This is a genomic window from Actinomadura sp. GTD37, from assembly GCF_041951365.1.
GTDB lineage: Bacteria > Actinomycetota > Actinomycetes > Streptosporangiales > Streptosporangiaceae > Spirillospora.
On record NZ_JBGNUS010000006.1, the window covers coordinates 346,274 to 362,015 of the forward strand.

Annotated in this window: 14 protein-coding genes; 9 read left to right on the forward strand and 5 right to left on the reverse strand. The window is 76.5% G+C overall.

Translation table 11 applies throughout. The features are described 5' to 3' along the window. Positions 1 to 36: 36 nt before the first annotated feature. From ACA511_RS29090 to ACA511_RS29105, 4 genes are all read right to left on the reverse strand, one after another. Positions 37 to 1,494, reverse strand: coding sequence for a benzaldehyde dehydrogenase (locus ACA511_RS29090; protein WP_375027821.1), 1,458 nt, complete (start codon positions 1,492 to 1,494; stop codon positions 37 to 39). 159 nt (positions 1,495 to 1,653) lie between these two features. Then, positions 1,654 to 2,022, reverse strand: a complete 369-nt coding sequence (locus ACA511_RS29095; protein ID WP_375027822.1) for a DUF4180 domain-containing protein — start codon at positions 2,020 to 2,022, stop codon at positions 1,654 to 1,656. Continuing rightward, on the reverse strand, positions 2,015 to 2,473 hold the full coding sequence (locus ACA511_RS29100) for a helix-turn-helix domain-containing protein (RefSeq protein ID WP_375027823.1): 459 nt from the start codon (positions 2,471 to 2,473) through the stop codon (positions 2,015 to 2,017). Before ACA511_RS29100 ends, ACA511_RS29095 begins: the two co-directional genes overlap by 8 nt. 60 nt (positions 2,474 to 2,533) lie before the next feature. After that, positions 2,534 to 3,256: a TetR/AcrR family transcriptional regulator gene (locus ACA511_RS29105; protein ID WP_375027824.1), complete on the reverse strand. Its 723-nt coding sequence runs from the start codon at positions 3,254 to 3,256 to the stop codon at positions 2,534 to 2,536. A gap of 98 nt (positions 3,257 to 3,354) precedes the next feature. Here ACA511_RS29105 and ACA511_RS29110 point away from each other — a divergent pair, with 98 nt between their 5' ends. The 9 genes from ACA511_RS29110 (at position 3,355) to ACA511_RS29150 (ending at position 14,767) form a co-directional block, all read left to right on the forward strand. Then, entirely contained in the window at positions 3,355 to 4,341 is a 987-nt protein-coding gene (locus ACA511_RS29110) for an ATP-binding cassette domain-containing protein (protein ID WP_375027825.1), read from the forward strand. Beyond that, positions 4,338 to 5,183, forward strand: a complete 846-nt coding sequence (locus ACA511_RS29115; protein ID WP_375027826.1) for an ABC transporter permease — start codon at positions 4,338 to 4,340, stop codon at positions 5,181 to 5,183. Before ACA511_RS29110 ends, ACA511_RS29115 begins: the two co-directional genes overlap by 4 nt. A gap of 109 nt (positions 5,184 to 5,292) precedes the next feature. Then, positions 5,293 to 6,498 (forward strand): hypothetical protein, encoded by a 1,206-nt coding sequence (locus ACA511_RS29120; protein WP_375027827.1) that lies wholly within the window; start codon positions 5,293 to 5,295, stop codon positions 6,496 to 6,498. 85 nt (positions 6,499 to 6,583) lie between these two features. After that, positions 6,584 to 7,333 carry a response regulator transcription factor gene (locus tag ACA511_RS29125; protein ID WP_375027828.1) on the forward strand — a complete coding sequence of 250 codons (750 nt, stop codon included), beginning with the start codon at positions 6,584 to 6,586 and terminating at the stop codon, positions 7,331 to 7,333. Next, a complete protein-coding gene (locus tag ACA511_RS29130) occupies positions 7,330 to 8,835 on the forward strand; it encodes a sensor histidine kinase (RefSeq protein WP_375027829.1) in 1,506 nt (501 codons plus the stop codon). The genes ACA511_RS29125 and ACA511_RS29130 overlap by 4 nt, the downstream gene beginning before the upstream one ends. Positions 8,836 to 8,935: 100 nt before the next feature. Further along, a complete protein-coding gene (locus tag ACA511_RS29135; RefSeq protein WP_375027830.1) occupies positions 8,936 to 10,243 on the forward strand; it encodes a glycosyltransferase in 1,308 nt (435 codons plus the stop codon). Next, positions 10,240 to 12,318: a glycosyltransferase family 39 protein gene (locus ACA511_RS29140; protein WP_375027831.1), complete on the forward strand. Its 2,079-nt coding sequence runs from the start codon at positions 10,240 to 10,242 to the stop codon at positions 12,316 to 12,318. The genes ACA511_RS29135 and ACA511_RS29140 overlap by 4 nt, the downstream gene beginning before the upstream one ends. Positions 12,319 to 12,336: 18 nt before the next feature. Then, a complete protein-coding gene (locus tag ACA511_RS29145) occupies positions 12,337 to 14,388 on the forward strand; it encodes an ArnT family glycosyltransferase (protein ID WP_375027832.1) in 2,052 nt (683 codons plus the stop codon). Between the two features lie 79 nt (positions 14,389 to 14,467). Then, positions 14,468 to 14,767: a 4a-hydroxytetrahydrobiopterin dehydratase gene (locus tag ACA511_RS29150; protein ID WP_375027833.1), complete on the forward strand. Its 300-nt coding sequence runs from the start codon at positions 14,468 to 14,470 to the stop codon at positions 14,765 to 14,767. A gap of 177 nt (positions 14,768 to 14,944) precedes the next feature. Here the strand turns inward: ACA511_RS29150 and ACA511_RS29155 are convergent, their stop codons facing one another. Beyond that, positions 14,945 to 15,736, reverse strand: coding sequence for an SDR family NAD(P)-dependent oxidoreductase (locus ACA511_RS29155; protein ID WP_375027834.1), 792 nt, complete (start codon positions 15,734 to 15,736; stop codon positions 14,945 to 14,947). Between the last annotated feature and the right edge of the window lie 6 nt (positions 15,737 to 15,742).

Below are 15,742 nucleotides of genomic sequence, written 5' to 3' on the forward strand. Positions count from 1 at the left end.
GTGTCCCGCGCGTGGGCGGGGCACCGGCCGGCCGCTTCAGAACGGGTAGGTGGCGATCTCGCCGCGGACGGTGACCCACTGGGTCTCGGTGAACGCCTCGATGTTGGCGTCGGGGCCGCCGAAGCGGGATCCGTTCCCGGACGCGCCGACGCCGCCGAACGGGACGACGGGCTCGTCGTTGACGGTCTGGTCGTTGATGTGGACGAGGCCGGTCGGGATCGCGTCGGCGATCTTCATGGCCTGGCCGACGTCGCCGAGGACGCCGAGCGAGAGGCCGTACTCGGTGGCCGACGCGAGTTCGATGGCCTCTTCGGGGGTGGAGAACGGCACGACCGGCGCGACGGGCCCGAACACCTCCTGCGCGTAGGCGGGCATGTCGGGCGTCACCTCGTCCAGGACGGTGGGCCGGTAGAACAGGCCGTCGTGGGTGCCGCCGGCGGCGAGGCGCGCGCCGGCGGCGACGGTGCTCTTGACGAGGTCGTCGACGTGGGCGAGCTGGGCCTGGTCGATGATGGGGCCGAGCGCGACCTGTCCGGCGGCGGGGTCGCCGACGGGGAGTTTGTCGGCCTTGTCGGCCAGTGCCGCGACGTATTCGGCGTGCAGGCTCTCGTGGACGAGGTGGCGGCCGGCGGTCATGCAGATCTGGCCCTGGTGCAGGAACGCGCCCCAGGCGCCGGCGGACACGGCGGCGGGCACGTCCGCGCCGGGCAGGACGATCAGCGCGTTGTTGCCGCCGAGTTCGAGGTGGGCGCGTTTGAGGAGCCGTCCGCACACTTCGCCGATCTTGCGTCCGGCGGCGGTGGAGCCGGTGAAGGACACCACGCGGACCTCGGGGGCGGCGACGACGGCCTCGCCGGCCTCGCGGCCGCCGGGCAGCAGTTGCAGCACTCCCTCGGGCAGGCCCGCCTCCTGGAAGATCCGGGCGATGGACACGCCCGCGCACACGGCGGTGCGCGGGTCGGGCTTGAGCAGCACCGCGTTGCCGAGCGCCAGGGCGGGTGCGACCGACCGCATGGCGAGGATGAGCGGGAAGTTGAACGGCGCGATCACCGTGACGACGCCGGCGGGGCGGCGCCGCGCCAGGCTCCACCGGGGCTGCGCGGACGGGAGCACCAGGCCCTGCGGGTGCGAGGCCAGCGCGGCGGCCTCGTAGCACAGGCTTTCGGCGAAGTGGGTCTCCAGTTGCGCTTTGGGGGGGATGGATCCGGACTCGCGGACGATCCAGTCGCCGATCTCGGCGGCGTGCTCGGCGAACAGCCGTCCCGCGGCGCGCAGGACCGCGGCGCGCTCCTCGTAGGTGCGGGCCGCCCAGTCGCGCTGCGCCGCCGCGGCGGCGCGGGCGGCCCGTGCGACGTCCTCGGCGGCGGCCTGCCCGAGGGTGCCGAGCGTGCCGCCGGTCGCGGGCTCGGTGACGTCGTAGACGCCGCCGTCCGCGGTCCGCCAGCCGCCGTCGAAGATCTTCCCGGCCCAGACGCCGGCGTCGAGCAACGCCATCGTTCCTCCTTGTTTCGGTGCGCGCGGTTTCATTGCACACGGTTTCGGTGCGCACGCTGCGGGTCCGCGCACGGGACGCGGATCCCCGTGTCCACCCTCACCATGCCGGACGCCCGCGGGTAGGTCATCGTTCCGTCCAGCGGAAACCTCTGTTCGCGGTCAGGCGGCGTCGCGGAGGCGGGCGTCGAGGGCGTCCAGGTCGGGGACGAACCACACGTGGGCGGCCGCGTTGGACTCCCGGACCAGGGCGGCCAGCGCGGGGCTGGCGGCCGTCAGCGCGGAGACGTCGCCGACGACGGCGAGCCGGACCCGGTAGTTGACGAACTTCTGCATGATGTCCCCGGCGAACCGGGTGCCCAGGGAGAAGAACCGCTCGTCGAGCCGGGTCACCGGCACGGCGACCGTCTCGGCGCCGGCGTAGGTCGCGCCGATCAGGTCGAGGGCGTCCTGCTCGGTCGCGATGGCGGGGCCGTCGGGGTCGCAGACCAGTACCGCCGTGCCCGCCCGCTGCTGGATCGCGTCAGCCATCGCCGGCCTCACCGGCCTCGCCGTCCAGGAGCCCGTTGCCGCCGCCGATCACGGCGTCCAGCATGCGCAGGACGTCGGCGGTCTCGGCCGCCCCGCCCAGAATGACGATCTTCAACCTGTTCCTCTCGTCGTCGTGGACGACCTGGAGCCGCAGCGTCCGGGCCGGGTCCCCGGCGCCGACGCCCGCCTGCACCAGGGTGGCCAGCCGGGCGGCGGCGTCCCGTCCGACCCCGTCGACCTGCACGATGCTGGACACCTCGACCGCCGCGGGGGCGGCGGGGCGGGGTTCGGGCCGCCCGGTCAGCGCCTCCAGGTCGGCGGGCGCGATGCGGTACTGCTTGCCGATCCGCACCGCGTTCAGGCGCCCGTCGCGGATGTAGCCGCGCACGGTCCGCACGTGCAGGCCGAGGAGCCCGGCCACTTCGTCCACGGAGTACATTTTCTTCTCCATCAGTCCCTAACGGTAGCTCATATGGGGAGTGATAGGGACTTTCAGGGAAGGATTTGCGGGTCAAGGGGTGGGGAGGAAGGCGGCGATGCAGTCCAGGACGCGGTCCAGGCCGTAGCGGAACTGCTCCTCGGCGCTCATGTGGGGGAGCCGCGCGTCCACCACGATCCGCTTGAACATCGGGTACCTGCCGGTGTCGAGCAGCCCGCCGACGTAGGCGCTGTTCTCGAGCATCCAGCGCTCGGGCGTCATCCCGCTCTGGCGCATCTCCCGCGCCCACTCGATCTCGCCGCGCACGACGCGCTCGACGTAGCCGTTCAGCATGTCGAGCAGGATGAAGACCTCGTCGATGGGGATCCCGACGTCCAGGGCGCCGAACGCGAACTCCAGCAGCCGCAGCCGGTTGGGGCCGAAGGTGGCGCGGGGCCGGTACGAGCCCGTGAGCCACGGGTGGCGCAGCCACATCCGCCGGGTGTTGTCGGCGATCAGCGTCAGATCGGCGCGCCAGTCCCCGGTGGGGCGCTCGGGGAGCTCCTCCTCCAGCAGGACGTGGTCGACCATCAGGTCGATCAGGTCGTCGCGGGAGGGGACGTAGCGGTACAGCGACATGGCGCCGGTGCCGAGGTCGGCGGCGATGCGGCGCATCGAGGCGGCGTCCAGGCCGTCGGCGTCGGCGATGCGGACCGCCGCCTCGGTGATCTGCGCGCGGCTGTAGGCGGGGCGCGGGCCGCGCCCCTGCCGCTCGGGGATCGACCAGATGCTGCCGTGCCGCTCGCCGCCTGCCACCCGGACCTCCTGTTCGACGCCTGTCCGGGCATCCTAGTTGCGTACGTCGTACCCAGTTGTTTATCGTAGCCGCGTACACCGTACCCAGAGGAGGCAGTGTGACGAACGAACCGATCGTGGTGGCCGAGGCGCTGCGCAAGCGCTACGGCGCCGCCCAGGCCCTCGACGGCCTGGACCTGGCCGTCCCCGCCGGGACGGTCTGCGGGGTCCTCGGCCCCAACGGCGCCGGCAAGACCACCGCCGTGCGGATCCTGGCGACGCTGGCCGACGCCGACTCCGGCCGCGCCCGCATCGCCGGGTACGACGTCGCCCGCAGCCCCGACCAGGTCCGCGCCCGCATCGGGCTCGCCGGCCAGCACGCCGCCGTCGACGAGAAGCTCACCGGACGCGGCAACCTGCGCATGTTCGGCCGCCTCTACCACCTGCCCCGCCGCGAGGCCGCCCGCCGCGCCGACGAGCTGCTGGAGCGGTTCGGCCTCGCCGACGCCGCCGGCCGGCAGGTCGCCGGCTACTCCGGCGGGATGCGCCGCCGCCTCGACCTGATCACCAGCCTGATCCTGCGGCCGCAGGTGCTGTTCCTGGACGAGCCCACCACCGGCCTGGACCCCCGCAGCCGCGGCGAGATCTGGGACGCCGTCCGCGGCCTGGTCGCCGAGGGCACCACCGTCCTGCTCACCACCCAGTACCTGGACGAGGCCGACCGCCTCGCCGACGACATCGCCGTCATCGACCACGGCCGCGTCATCGCCACCGGCACCCCCGACGAGCTCAAGGCATCCATCGGCGACCGCCTCGACGTCGTCCTGGACGACCCCGCCATGGCCGGCGCCGCCGCCGGCGTCCTGCACGCCCTCGCCGGCGCCCACCCCGCCCTGGACGGCGCCCGGCTCTCGGTCCCGCTCACCGCCGGATCCGTCCGGCTCGCCGACGTCGTCCGCGAACTCGACCGCGCCGGCGTCACCGCCGCCGACGCCGGGCTCCGCCGCCCCACCCTCGACGAGGTGTTCCTGCGCCTCACCGGCGGCCCCGCCACGACCCCCGCCACCACGCCCGCCCGCGCGCGCCAGAAGGAGACCGCCCGATGACCGCCCCCGCCCTCGCCGCCACCGCCGGCCTCCCGCCCACCCGCGCCGCGCGCCTGCGCTGGACCCTCGCCGACGGCCTCACCCTCATCGGCCGCGAACTGTCGCGCATCCGCCAGGAACCCGGCGAGCTCATCGCCGCGCTGGTCTTCCCCGCCGTCATGGTCGTCCTGTTCGGGTACGTGTTCGGCAGCGCCATCTCCGTCCCCGGCGGCGGCAACTACCGCGAGTACCTGATGCCCGGCCTGTTCGCCATGGTCACCTTCACCGGCACCATGGCCGTCACCATGCGGGTCGCCGCCGACGCCTCCCGCGGCGTCATGGACCGGTTCCGCTCCATGCCGACGGCCCGCTCGGCCGTCCCGTTCGGGCACACCGGCGCCGAGGTCCTCAACGGCCTCCTCGGCATGGTCATCATGGCCGCCGCCGGGCTGATCGTCGGATGGCGCGCCCACAACGGCGTCTGGCCCACCGTCGAGGCGTTCGCCCTGCTCGCCCTCATGCGGTACGCGCTGAGCTGGGCCGGGTGCTACCTCGGCCTCCTCGTCAAGAACGAGCAGACCGCCGACCAGCTCGTCCCGCTGGTGTTCCCGGTGACGATGCTGTCCAACTCCTTCGTCCCGACCGGCGGCATGCCCCGGGCGCTGCAGGCCGTCGCCGACTGGAACCCCGTCAGCGCCCTCACCGCCGCCTGCCGCGACCTGTTCGGCAACCCCGGCGCGCCCACCGGGGACGCCGCCTGGCCCCTCGCCCACCCCGTCGCCGCCACCACCGGCTGGGCCGTCCTGCTCCTGGCCGTCTTCGTGCCGCTGTCGGTCCGGACCTACCGGCGCCGCGGCCGCTGACACCCGCGGCCGCCCCCGGTTTCCCGGCCGGCCGGGAAACCGGGGGGAGTGGCATCGGCCGGCGCCGGTTATGGTGATTTCGGGGCGGATCGCGATGAGGGGCATGGTCGTGGACGACAAGGACCAGCAGGACACCGGGCTCGCCGAGCGGGCCCGGCGGGCCGACCAGGCCGCCGCACGGCGCCTGGAGGAGATCTTCGACGCGCTCGCGCCCGCCGCCGAGTCCGCCGCGCGGCTGGCCGCGCAGGCCGGGGAACCGGTCCGCGCCGCGGCCCGCGACGCCGCCGCGCTCGCCGCCGCCCGCATCCTGGAGCAGGCGTCCGGCACGCCCGCCATGCGCGCGATCGAGGCCGCCGCCCGGGACGCCGCCGCCCGCGCCGCGCGCGGCGCCGCCGAGCGCGCCGTCACCGAGGCCCGCGCCGCCGCGGCCGCCAACCCCGCGACCGCGGGCGCGTTCGAGGCCGCCGCCGCCGCGATGACCCTCGCCGAGCAGGCCGTCCGGCACCCCGCCGCGGCCGCCGCGCGCCGGTTCGCCGTCCGCAGCCCGCTGGCCCGCGACCTCGCCGGCGCCGCCCGCGACCTCGCCGGGCGCACCGCGTCCGCGCCCGTCGTCCAGGCCGCCACCAGGGCCGTCGTGGACGCCGCGATCGACACGGCCGCCGACGCCGCCGCCGACGCCGCCATGACCGCCGGCCGCGACATCGTCGCCCGCGTCGTGCGCGACACAGCCGAGCAGGCCGCTCGCGACCTCGCCGCCGCCCTGCGCGACACCGCCCGCGGCGCCGGCGCGGCCGCCGAACTCGGCCCGCTCGCCGACGCGGCCGGCGACCTGGCCGCACGCGCCGCCGGGTCCCCGACCGCCCGCGCCGCCGGAGACCTGCTCACCGCCGCGGCCGGCAGCGCGCTCGCCCGCACCGCCCGCGACCTCGCCGCCCGCGCGGCGACCCGCGCCGCCACCGCCGCCATGGAGGCCGCCCTCCGCGAACTGCTGCGCGACGCCCTCAGACTCGCCCTCCAGGAGCGGCTGCGCGGCATGATCCTGGAGATCTCCCGCGACATCGTCGTCGACGTCGCCAAGACCACCTGGACCACCGCCACCCGCCCCGCCGTCCCCGGCGCCGTCCCCGGTGAGACGACCGTCGTCACCGCGACCGTGGTCGTCGAGACCACCGCGCCCGCAGACGCCCCCCGCACCGGCGAGGAGCAGACCGGCGAGGAGCAGACCGGTGAGGCGGGGGGCGGGAACGCGCCGGCGGGCGACGTGTGGGCCGAGGCCACCGCGGACGCGCGGGGCGAAACCCCGGCCGGGGGCTGAACCGCCGCTCAGAAGATCCTGAGAGAACCATGAGAAACGCCCGCCCGCGGACGGGCCGCCCACCGGCGCTGCCTACGGTGAGTACATGGAGCCCGACACCCGCGGCGGCGAACCCGCGCGGATACTGGTCGTGGACGACGAACCCGCCGTCCGCGAGTCGCTGTCCAGCAGCCTGGAGTTCGAGGGGTACCGGGTCGCCGCAGCCGCCGACGGCGCCATGGCCCTGCAGCGGCTCGAACGCGAAAGCCCCGACCTGGTCGTCCTGGACGTCCTCATGCCGCGCATGGACGGGCTGACCACCTGCAGGCGGCTGCGCGCCCTCGGCGCCACCATGCCGGTGCTCATGCTCACCGCCCGCGACATGGTCGGCGACCGCGTCACCGGCCTGGACGCCGGCGCCGACGACTACCTCGCCAAACCGTTCGAACTGGACGAACTGCTCGCCCGCGTCCGCGCCCTGCTGCGCCGCACCTCGATGAACGCCGCGCTGAACGCCGGCCTCGACGCCGCCGCCGGGGCCCGGGAGGACGTCCTGGCCTTCGACGACCTGCGCATGAACACCCTCACCCGCGAGGTCACCCGCGCCGGCCGGCCCGTCGAGCTGACCCGCACCGAGTACATGCTGCTGGAGATGTTCCTGTCCCACCCCCGGCAGGTCCTCACCCGCGAGCAGATCCTGGAGACCGTCTGGGGCTTCGACTTCGAACCCGCCTCCAACTCCCTGGACGTGTACGTCATGTACCTGCGGCGCAAGACCGAGGCCGGCGGGCTGCCGCGGCTCGTGCACACCGTCCGCGGCGTCGGGTACGTCCTGCGGACGGCGGCGTCCCCATGAACGGACGGGCGACGGCGCCCCCGCCCGGCCCGCCCGGAGCGGCGCGCGCGGCGCGCCCGCCCATCGCGCGGCGGCTCACCCTGCGCGCCCGCATGGCGCTGCTCACCGCGGCCGCCGTCGCGCTCGCCGTCGCCGCGTGCGCCACCGCCGGATGGCTCCTCACCCGCAACCAGCTGTACCAGGAACTCGACCGGCGGCTGGCCGCCACCTCCGGCGGCCCGCCCGGCCCCGGCCACGACCGGCCGTTCCGGGGGCCGGGGATCGCCCGGCAGATCGAGGACGCCCTCGCCGCCTGCGCCCAGGCCCCCGCCCCGAGCGCGAACCCCCCGCCCGGCCCCTACGAGATGACGCAGGCGGTCGGCGCGGACGGCCGCCGCTGCACCCTCCCCGGCGCCGGCGCCCTGGAGGTCACCGCCGAGGACGCCGAGGTCGCCCGCGGCGAACGCGGCCACGCCTACCACGACGGGACCGGCGTCACCGCGGCCGGCGCCACCCGCCACGTCCGGATCCTCACCCGCCCCTTCCGCGCCGTGGACGGCACCACCGCCGCGGTGTCCTACGCCATCCCCCTCGACGAGGTCGAAGGCCCGCTGGACAACCTCGCGCTGCTGCTCACCGCCGTCACCGCCCTCGGCGTCCTGGTGTCGGCCGCCGCCGGCCTCATGATCGCCCGCGCGGCGCTGCGGCCGGTGGACGAGCTGACCGGCGCCGTCGAGCACATCGCCCGCACCGAGGACCTCGGCACCCGCATCCCCGAGGAGGGCACCGACGAGATCGCCCGGCTCAGCCGCTCCTTCAACAGCATGACCACCGCGCTGGCCGCCTCCCGCGAGCACCAGCGGCAGCTCATCGCCGACGCCGGGCACGAGCTGCGCACCCCCCTCACCAGCCTGCGCACCAACATCGACCTGCTGCTGCGCGCCGAGGCCACCGGCCGCGACCTGCCCCCCGCCGCCCGCCACAACCTCATGGTCAGCGTCAAGGCGCAGATGCTGGAGCTGTCCAGCCTCGTCGGCGACCTCCTGGAACTCGCCCGCCCCGCCGAGGCGCAGCCCGTCCGCGAGACCGTCCCGCTGCACGACGTCGTCGCCCGCGCCGTGGACCGCGCCCGGCTGCGCGGCCCCGGCCTCACCGTCGAGGCCGCCGCCGAACCCTGGTACGTCCTCGGCGACCCCGCCTCGCTGGAACGCGCCGTCGTCAACCTCCTCGACAACGCCGTCAAGTTCAGCCCGCCCGGCGCCACCGTCGCCGTCCGGCTCGCCGGCGCGGAGCTGACCGTCCGCGACCGCGGCCCCGGCATCCCCGCCGCCGACCTCCCGCACGTGTTCGAGCGGTTCTGGCGGTCCCCGTCCGCGCGGAGCCTGCCCGGCTCCGGCCTCGGACTGTCCATCGTCGCCCGCGTCGTCGCCGAGTCCGGCGGCCGCGTCGGCCTCGAACCGGCGCCCGGCGGCGGCACCCTCGCCCGCGTCCGCCTCCCCGGCACCCCCGCGCCCCCCGACTGACCCCCTCGCGCCCCCGCCGGGACGAGGACCGCGGCGATTCTCATGCCGCGTTAATCGGCGGCTCACCGGCCTCCCACGACCGCCGCCGAACCTCGGTCCCATGAGTCACCTCATCACCGAACGGGGCACGCCCGCCGCGCCGCCGCCGGCCCCGCACCAGCACGGGGGCCGGGGACGGCTGGTCGAGGTGGTCGTCCCCGTCCACAACGAGGAACGCGTCCTGGCCGCGAGCGTGGAACGCCTGCACGCCTACCTGGCCGGCACCTTCCCCTACCCGTTCCGCGTCACCGTCGCCGACAACGCCAGCACCGACGCCACCTGGCCGATCGCCGAGGACCTGGCCGCCCGGCTCCCGCACGTGCGGGCCGTCCGGCTGGAGCAGAAGGGACGCGGCCGCGCCCTGCGGCACGTGTGGAGCGGCAGCGACGCCGACGTCGTCGCCTACATGGACGCCGACCTGTCCACCGACCTGGACGCGTTCCTGCCGCTGGTCGCCCCGCTCATCTCCGGGCACAGCGACCTCGCCATCGGCTCCCGCCTCACCCGCGGCTCCGCCGTCGTCCGCGGCCCCCGCCGCGAGGTCGTCTCCCGCTGCTACAACCTGCTGCTGCGCACCACCCTCGCCGCCCGCTTCAGCGACGCCCAGTGCGGCTTCAAGGCCGCCCGCACCGAGATCGTCCAGGCGCTGCTGCCCGAGGTCGAGGACGAGGCGTGGTTCTTCGACACCGAGCTGCTGCTGCTCGCCGAACGCGGCGGCCTGCGCATCCACGAGGTCCCCGTCGACTGGGTCGACGACCCCGACAGCCGCGTCGACGTGCTGCGCACCGCCCGCGACGACCTGCGCGGCATGGCCCGCGTCGCCCGCCGCATCCGCACCGGCGCGTTCGGCGCCCCCGTCGGGCGGCGCGGACCCGCCGGGGCGCTGCCCGCCGGGATGGGCCGGCAGCTGCCCGTCTTCGCGGCCGTCGGGGCGGTCAGCACCCTCGCGCAGCTCGCCCTGTTCGTCCTGCTGCGCCTGGTCATGGGGCCGCTGTGGGCGAACGCGCTGTCCCTGGCCGTCACCGCGGTCGGGAACACCGCCGCCAACCGCCGCTTCACCTTCGGCGTCACCGGCGCCCGCCGCGCGGTCCGCCACCAGCTCGAAGGCGGCGCCGCGTTCCTGCTCGGCCTGGCCCTGTCCACCGGCGGCCTCGCGCTGCTGCACGCCGCCGCGCCCGGCGCCTCCCGGGCCGTGGAGGTCGCCGCGCTCATCGCCGCCAACGCCGCCGCCACCCTGGCCCGGTTCCTGCTGATGCGCGCCTGGATCTTCCACCCGCGCCGCCTCCGCCGCGGCGCCGGGCACACCGCGGCGGCCGGGGAGACCGCCGGAGAGAGCATCGGAGAGAGCACCGGAGGGACGCCGTCATGACCGCCGCCGCCACCGCACCCGCCGCCGACCCGGCCCCCGCCCCCCGCGGGCTCCTCCCGCGGATCCTGCTCGGCGGCCGGGACGACCCCCGCTGGGCCCGGCCCGCGCTCTGGGCCGTCCTCGCCGCCGCCGCGCTGCTGTACGGGTGGGGGCTGTCGGACGGCGGAACCGCCAACTCCTACTACTCCGCCGCCGTCAAGAGCGGCACCCAGAGCTGGAAGGCGTTCTTCTACGGCGCCCTGGACGCCGGCTCCTACATCACCGTCGACAAGCCGCCCATGGCGCTGTGGGTCATGGGGCTGTCGGCCCGCGTCCTCGGATTCGGGACGTGGAGCCTGCTGCTCCCGCAGGTCGTCGAGGGCGTCGCCGCCGTCGCCGTCCTGTACGCCGCGGTGCGGCCCGCGTTCGGGCACGCCGCCGCGGTCACCGCCGCCGCCGTCCTCGCGCTCACCCCGATCACCGTCGCCATCAACCGCGACAACAACCCCGACACCCTGCTCGTCCTGCTCATGGCCACCGCCGCGTGGGCGTGCCAGCGCGCCATCGCCACCGGGCGCGCGCGGCCGCTGCTGCTCGCGGCGTTCCTGGTCGGCTGCGGCTTCAACACCAAGATGCTGCAGGCGTTCCTCGTCGTCCCCGCGTTCGGCCTGGCCTACCTGATCGCGGCCCGCCCCGGGCCCGTCAAGCGCGTCCTGCACCTGCTGGCCGCCGGCGCGGTCCTCGCCGCGTCGTCGCTGTGGTGGGTGCTGCTGGTCGACCTCGTCCCCGCCCGCTCCCGCCCCTACATCGGCGGCAGCACCGACGGCACCGCCCGGGACCTGGTCATCGGCTACAACGGCCTCGGCCGCGTCCTCGGCGGCCCCGGCGGCCCCGGCGGGCGCGGCGGCCCAGGAGGCGGCGGCGGATTCGGCGGCCCGGCCGGCGCCGGACGGCTGTTCAACGACATCCTCGGCGGCCAGATCTCCTGGCTGATCCCGTTCGCCGTCCTCGCCCTGGCCGCCGGGCTCGTCCTGCTGCGGCGCCGCCCCCGCACCGACACCGCCCGCGCCGCGCTGATCCTGTGGGGCGGATGGCTCGCCGTCCACTACGCCGTCTTCAGCTTCGCCCAGGGCACCTTCCACCCCTACTACTCCACCGCCATGGCCCCCGCCGTCGCCGCCCTCACCGGCGCCGGAATCGTCCTGCTGCTCCGTGCGCACCGGCGGTCGGCGGCGTGGGCGTGGGCGCTGCCCGCCGGGACCGCCGCCACCGGGGCCTGGGCGTTCGTCCTGCTGGCCCGCACCCCGGACTGGCACCCGTGGCTGCGGTGGCTCGTCGCCGCCGCCACCGCCCTCGCCGCCGCCGCGCTCCTCGCCGACCGGTTCACCGGGCGGTTCGCCGGGCGGGCGGGGACGCGCGCCGCCGGCCTCGTGCTCGCCGCGATCGCCGGGCTGGCCGGGCCCGGCGCCTACGCCGCCTCGGCCGCGTCCACCCCCGCCAACGGCACCAACCCGCTCGCCGGGCCCTCCACCGGCAACGGCTTCGGCGCGCCCGGCGGGCAGGGCGGGCAGGGTGGCCCGCCCGGTATGCCGTCCGGACGCCCCGGCGCAATGCCCGGCGGCCCCGGCGGCCAGGACGGGCAGACCGGGCGGGACGGGCAGGGGCCGCCGGGCGGCGACCAGGCCGGGCGCGGGCAGCGGCCCGGCCGCACCGGAGGCGGCGGCCCCGGCGGCCGCGCCGACTCCCGGATGATCGCCTACCTGGAGCAGAACCAGGGCGGCGCCACCTGGCTCGTCGCCGTCTCCAGCGCGCAGGAGGCGTCCTCGATCATCCTGGAGACCGGGCGGCCCGCCATCGCCATGGGCGGGTTCACCGGCGCCGACCCCGCCATGACCGCCGGCAAGCTCCAGCGGTACGTGCGGGAGGGCAGGCTGCGCTACATCATGCTCGGCGGCCGCATGGGACCGGGCGGCGGCGCGGCCTCCGACGTCACCGCCTGGGTCCAGCAGAACGGGACCCCCGTCGGCGCGAGCGAGTACGGCTCGTCCACCGACACCACCGACACCTCCGGCGCCCGGCTGTACCGGCTCGGCTGAACCCCAGGGAAAGAGCACATGACCTCCGCGATCCAGGCCGCCCCGCCCGCGCCCCGCACCCCGCGCGGGCGGGGCGGCCTCCCCGGGCGGGTCCTGCGCGGCCCCGCCGCCGACCCCGCCTGGGCCCGCCCCGCGCTGCTGGCCCTGCTCGCCGCGACCGCCGTCCTGTACCTGTGGGGGCTGGGCGCGTCCGGATGGGCCAACGCGTTCTACTCCGCCGCCGTCCAGGCCGGCGCCACCAGCTGGAAGGCGTTCTTCTTCGGCTCCTCCGACGCCGCCGGCGCCATCACCGTCGACAAGACCCCGGCCGCGCTGTGGCCGATGGCGCTCACCGCCCGCGTGTTCGGCGTCAACACCTGGAGCATCCTCGTCCCGCAGGCGCTGATGGGCGTCGCGACCGTCGGCGTCGTGCACGCCGCCGTCCGGCGGCGGTGCCCCGCCTGGGCGGCGCTGCTGGCCGGGGCCGCGCTCGCGGCGACGCCCGTCGCCGCGCTGATGTTCCGGTTCAACAACCCCGACGCGCTGCTGGTCCTGCTGCTGACCCTCGGCGCCTACGCCGCGCTCCGTGCGCAGGAGGACGCCGGGACCCGCTGGCTGCTGCTCGCCGCCGCCTGCGTCGGCACCGGCTTCCTCGCCAAGATGCTGCAGGCGTTCCTGGTCGTCCCGGTGTTCGCGCTGGTCTACCTGGCCACCGCGCCCACCCCCGTGCGGCGGCGGCTGTGGCAGCTCGCCGCGGCCGGGGGAGTGCTGCTGGCGTCGGCCGGGTGGTGGGTCGCCGCGGTCGCGCTGGTCCCCGCCTCGTCCCGCCCCTACATCGGCGGGTCGCAGCACGACTCGGTCCTGGAGCTCGCGCTCGGCTACAACGGGCTCGGCCGCCTCAACGGCGAGGAGACCGGCGGCCTGGGCAACCTCGACCAGGACGCCGGATGGGGCCGCATGTTCGGGCCCGTCATCGGCGGCCAGATCTCCTGGCTGCTGCCCGCCGCCCTCATCCTGCTCGCCGCAGGGCTGTGGGGCACCCGCCGCGCGCCCCGCACCGACCCCGCCCGCGCCGCCCTGGCGGTCTGGGGCGGATGGCTGCTGCTCACCGCCGCGATCTTCAGCTTCATGCGGGGGATCTTCCACGAGTACTACACCGTGGCGCTGGCCCCCGCGATCGCCGCGCTCACCGGCATGGGCGCCGCGATCCTGTGGGAGCGCCGCCGCACCGCCGCGGGCGCCGCGGCCCTGGCGGTGACCGCCGCGGCCACCGCGATGTGGGCGTACGTGCTGCTCGGCCGGTCCCCGGACTGGCATCCGCTGCTCGCGCCCGCCGTCGCCGCCGCCGGCCTCGCCGCGGCGGCCGGCCTCGCGGCCGCCCGGGTGCTGCGCGGGCGCGTCCTCGGCGCGGCCGCCGCGCTGGCCGTCGTGTCCGGTCTCGCGGGGCCCACCGCCTACGCCGCCGAGACCGCCCGGACCCCGCACACCGGCGCCATCGTGACCGCCGGGCCCGCCGTGTCCACCGGGTCCGGCCCGGGACGCGGCGGGCCCGGCGGGTGGAACCGCGGCCCCGGCGCCGCCCCGCCGCCCCAGGGCCTCGGGCAGGGGCAGGGCGGCAGACGCGGCAGACGCGGGAACGGCCCAGGCGGCATGGCCCCGGGCGGTTCTTCGCGCGGTTCACGGGGCGGGGGACCGGGGCGCGGCGGGCCTGGCGGGCTGCTGGACGCCGCCGCCCCGAGCGCCGCCGCCACGGCCGCGCTCAAGTCCGGCGCCGCGTCCTACACCTGGGCGGCCGCGGCCGTCGGGTCCAACACCGCCGCCGGCCACCAGCTCGCCTCCGGCGAACCGGTCATGGCCGTCGGCGGGTTCAACGGCACCGACCCCGCACCGACCCTCGCCGGGTTCCAGTCCCTCGTCCGCCAGGGCAGGATCCACTACTTCATCGGCGCGGGGAACGGCGGCGGCATGACCACGCGCGCCCGGAGCGGCAGCGACGCCGCCCAGAAGATCAGCGCGTGGGTCGCCGCGAACTACACCGCCGCCACCGTGGGCGGCACCGTCCTGTACGACCTCGCCCCCGGCGCCGAGTGACACGGCGCCCCGCAGCGGGAAGGAGGGAGGCAGGAGAGGGAAGATGAGGCGTCCAGCGCCGACGACCGGGGAGTGACCGATGGCCGAAACGCTCGACGACACCGCCGTCGCGGAACGCCTGCGCGGCCTGCCCGCCTGGGACAGGGACGGCGACGCGATCCGCAGGCGGGTGAAAGCCCCCTCGTTCATGGCCGGGATCGACGTGGTCGCCGAAGTCGCCCGCGCCGCCGAGGACGCCGACCACCACCCCGACATCGACATCCGCTGGCGCACCCTGACGTTCACGCTGACCACCCACAGCGCCGGCGGCCTCACCGGCAAGGACTTCGATCTCGCCGCGCGGATCGACGAGATCGCGGCCCGGCACGGAGCGCAGTAGCGCCCGCGTGGCCGTCCAGGGCCCGGTGTGCGGGCGCACCGAACGCGTGCGGGGCCTGGCCTACCGGACCCGGGCGGCTCCTGGGCGGGCGCGGCGCCGCCGTGGTCTGCGGCGGGCGCGGCGCCATGGCCGCCGCCGCGGCGACCGGCTTGCGGCCCGGCCGCCCGGCCCGGGAGGCTAGTGGGCGGAGAAGCCGCCGTCCACGAAGACCGACTGGCCGGTGACGTAGCCGGACGACGCCGACGCCAGGAACACCGCCGCGCCCGCGAAGTCGTCCGCGAGGCCGTTGCGGCCGACCATGGTGCGCTCGGCGAGCGCCCGCACGTTCGCCGGGTCCGACGACAGGCGGGCGTTCAGCGGCGTCATCACGAACCCCGGCACGAGCGTGTTGGCGGTGACGCCGCGGCCCGACCACGCCTCGGCCTGCGACCGGGCCAGCGCCACCAGGCCCGCCTTGGACACCCCGTAGGCGCCGCTGGTCACCGACGCGCGGAACGCCTGCTGCGAGGCGATGTGGATCAGCCGGCCGAAGCCGCGCGCGGCCATGCCCGGCCCGAACCGCTGGCCGAGCAGGAACGGCGCGTCCAGATTCACCGCCATCGTGGTGTCCCACACGTCCGCGCCCAGGTCGTCCATCGGCGGGCGCAGGTTCACCGCCGCCGCGCTGACCAGGATGTCGGGCTCCCCGAACGCCGCCGCGGCCTCGTCGGCGGCCCGCGCGACCGCGTCCCGCGACCCCAGGTCGGCGCTGACCGACGCCGCGCGGCACCCGTGCCCGGCCAGTTCGGCGACGGTCGCGGCCAGTTCCGCCTCCCGCCGCGCGACCACCACGACGGACGCGCCGGACCGGGCCAGCGCCACCGCGATCGCCCGGCCGATGCCCGAGCTGCCGCCCGTCACGACCGCGACCCGCCCCTCCAGCGAGAACAGCTCCGACAGGTACGGGACGGGGGACGTGCGGTCGCTCATGACAGC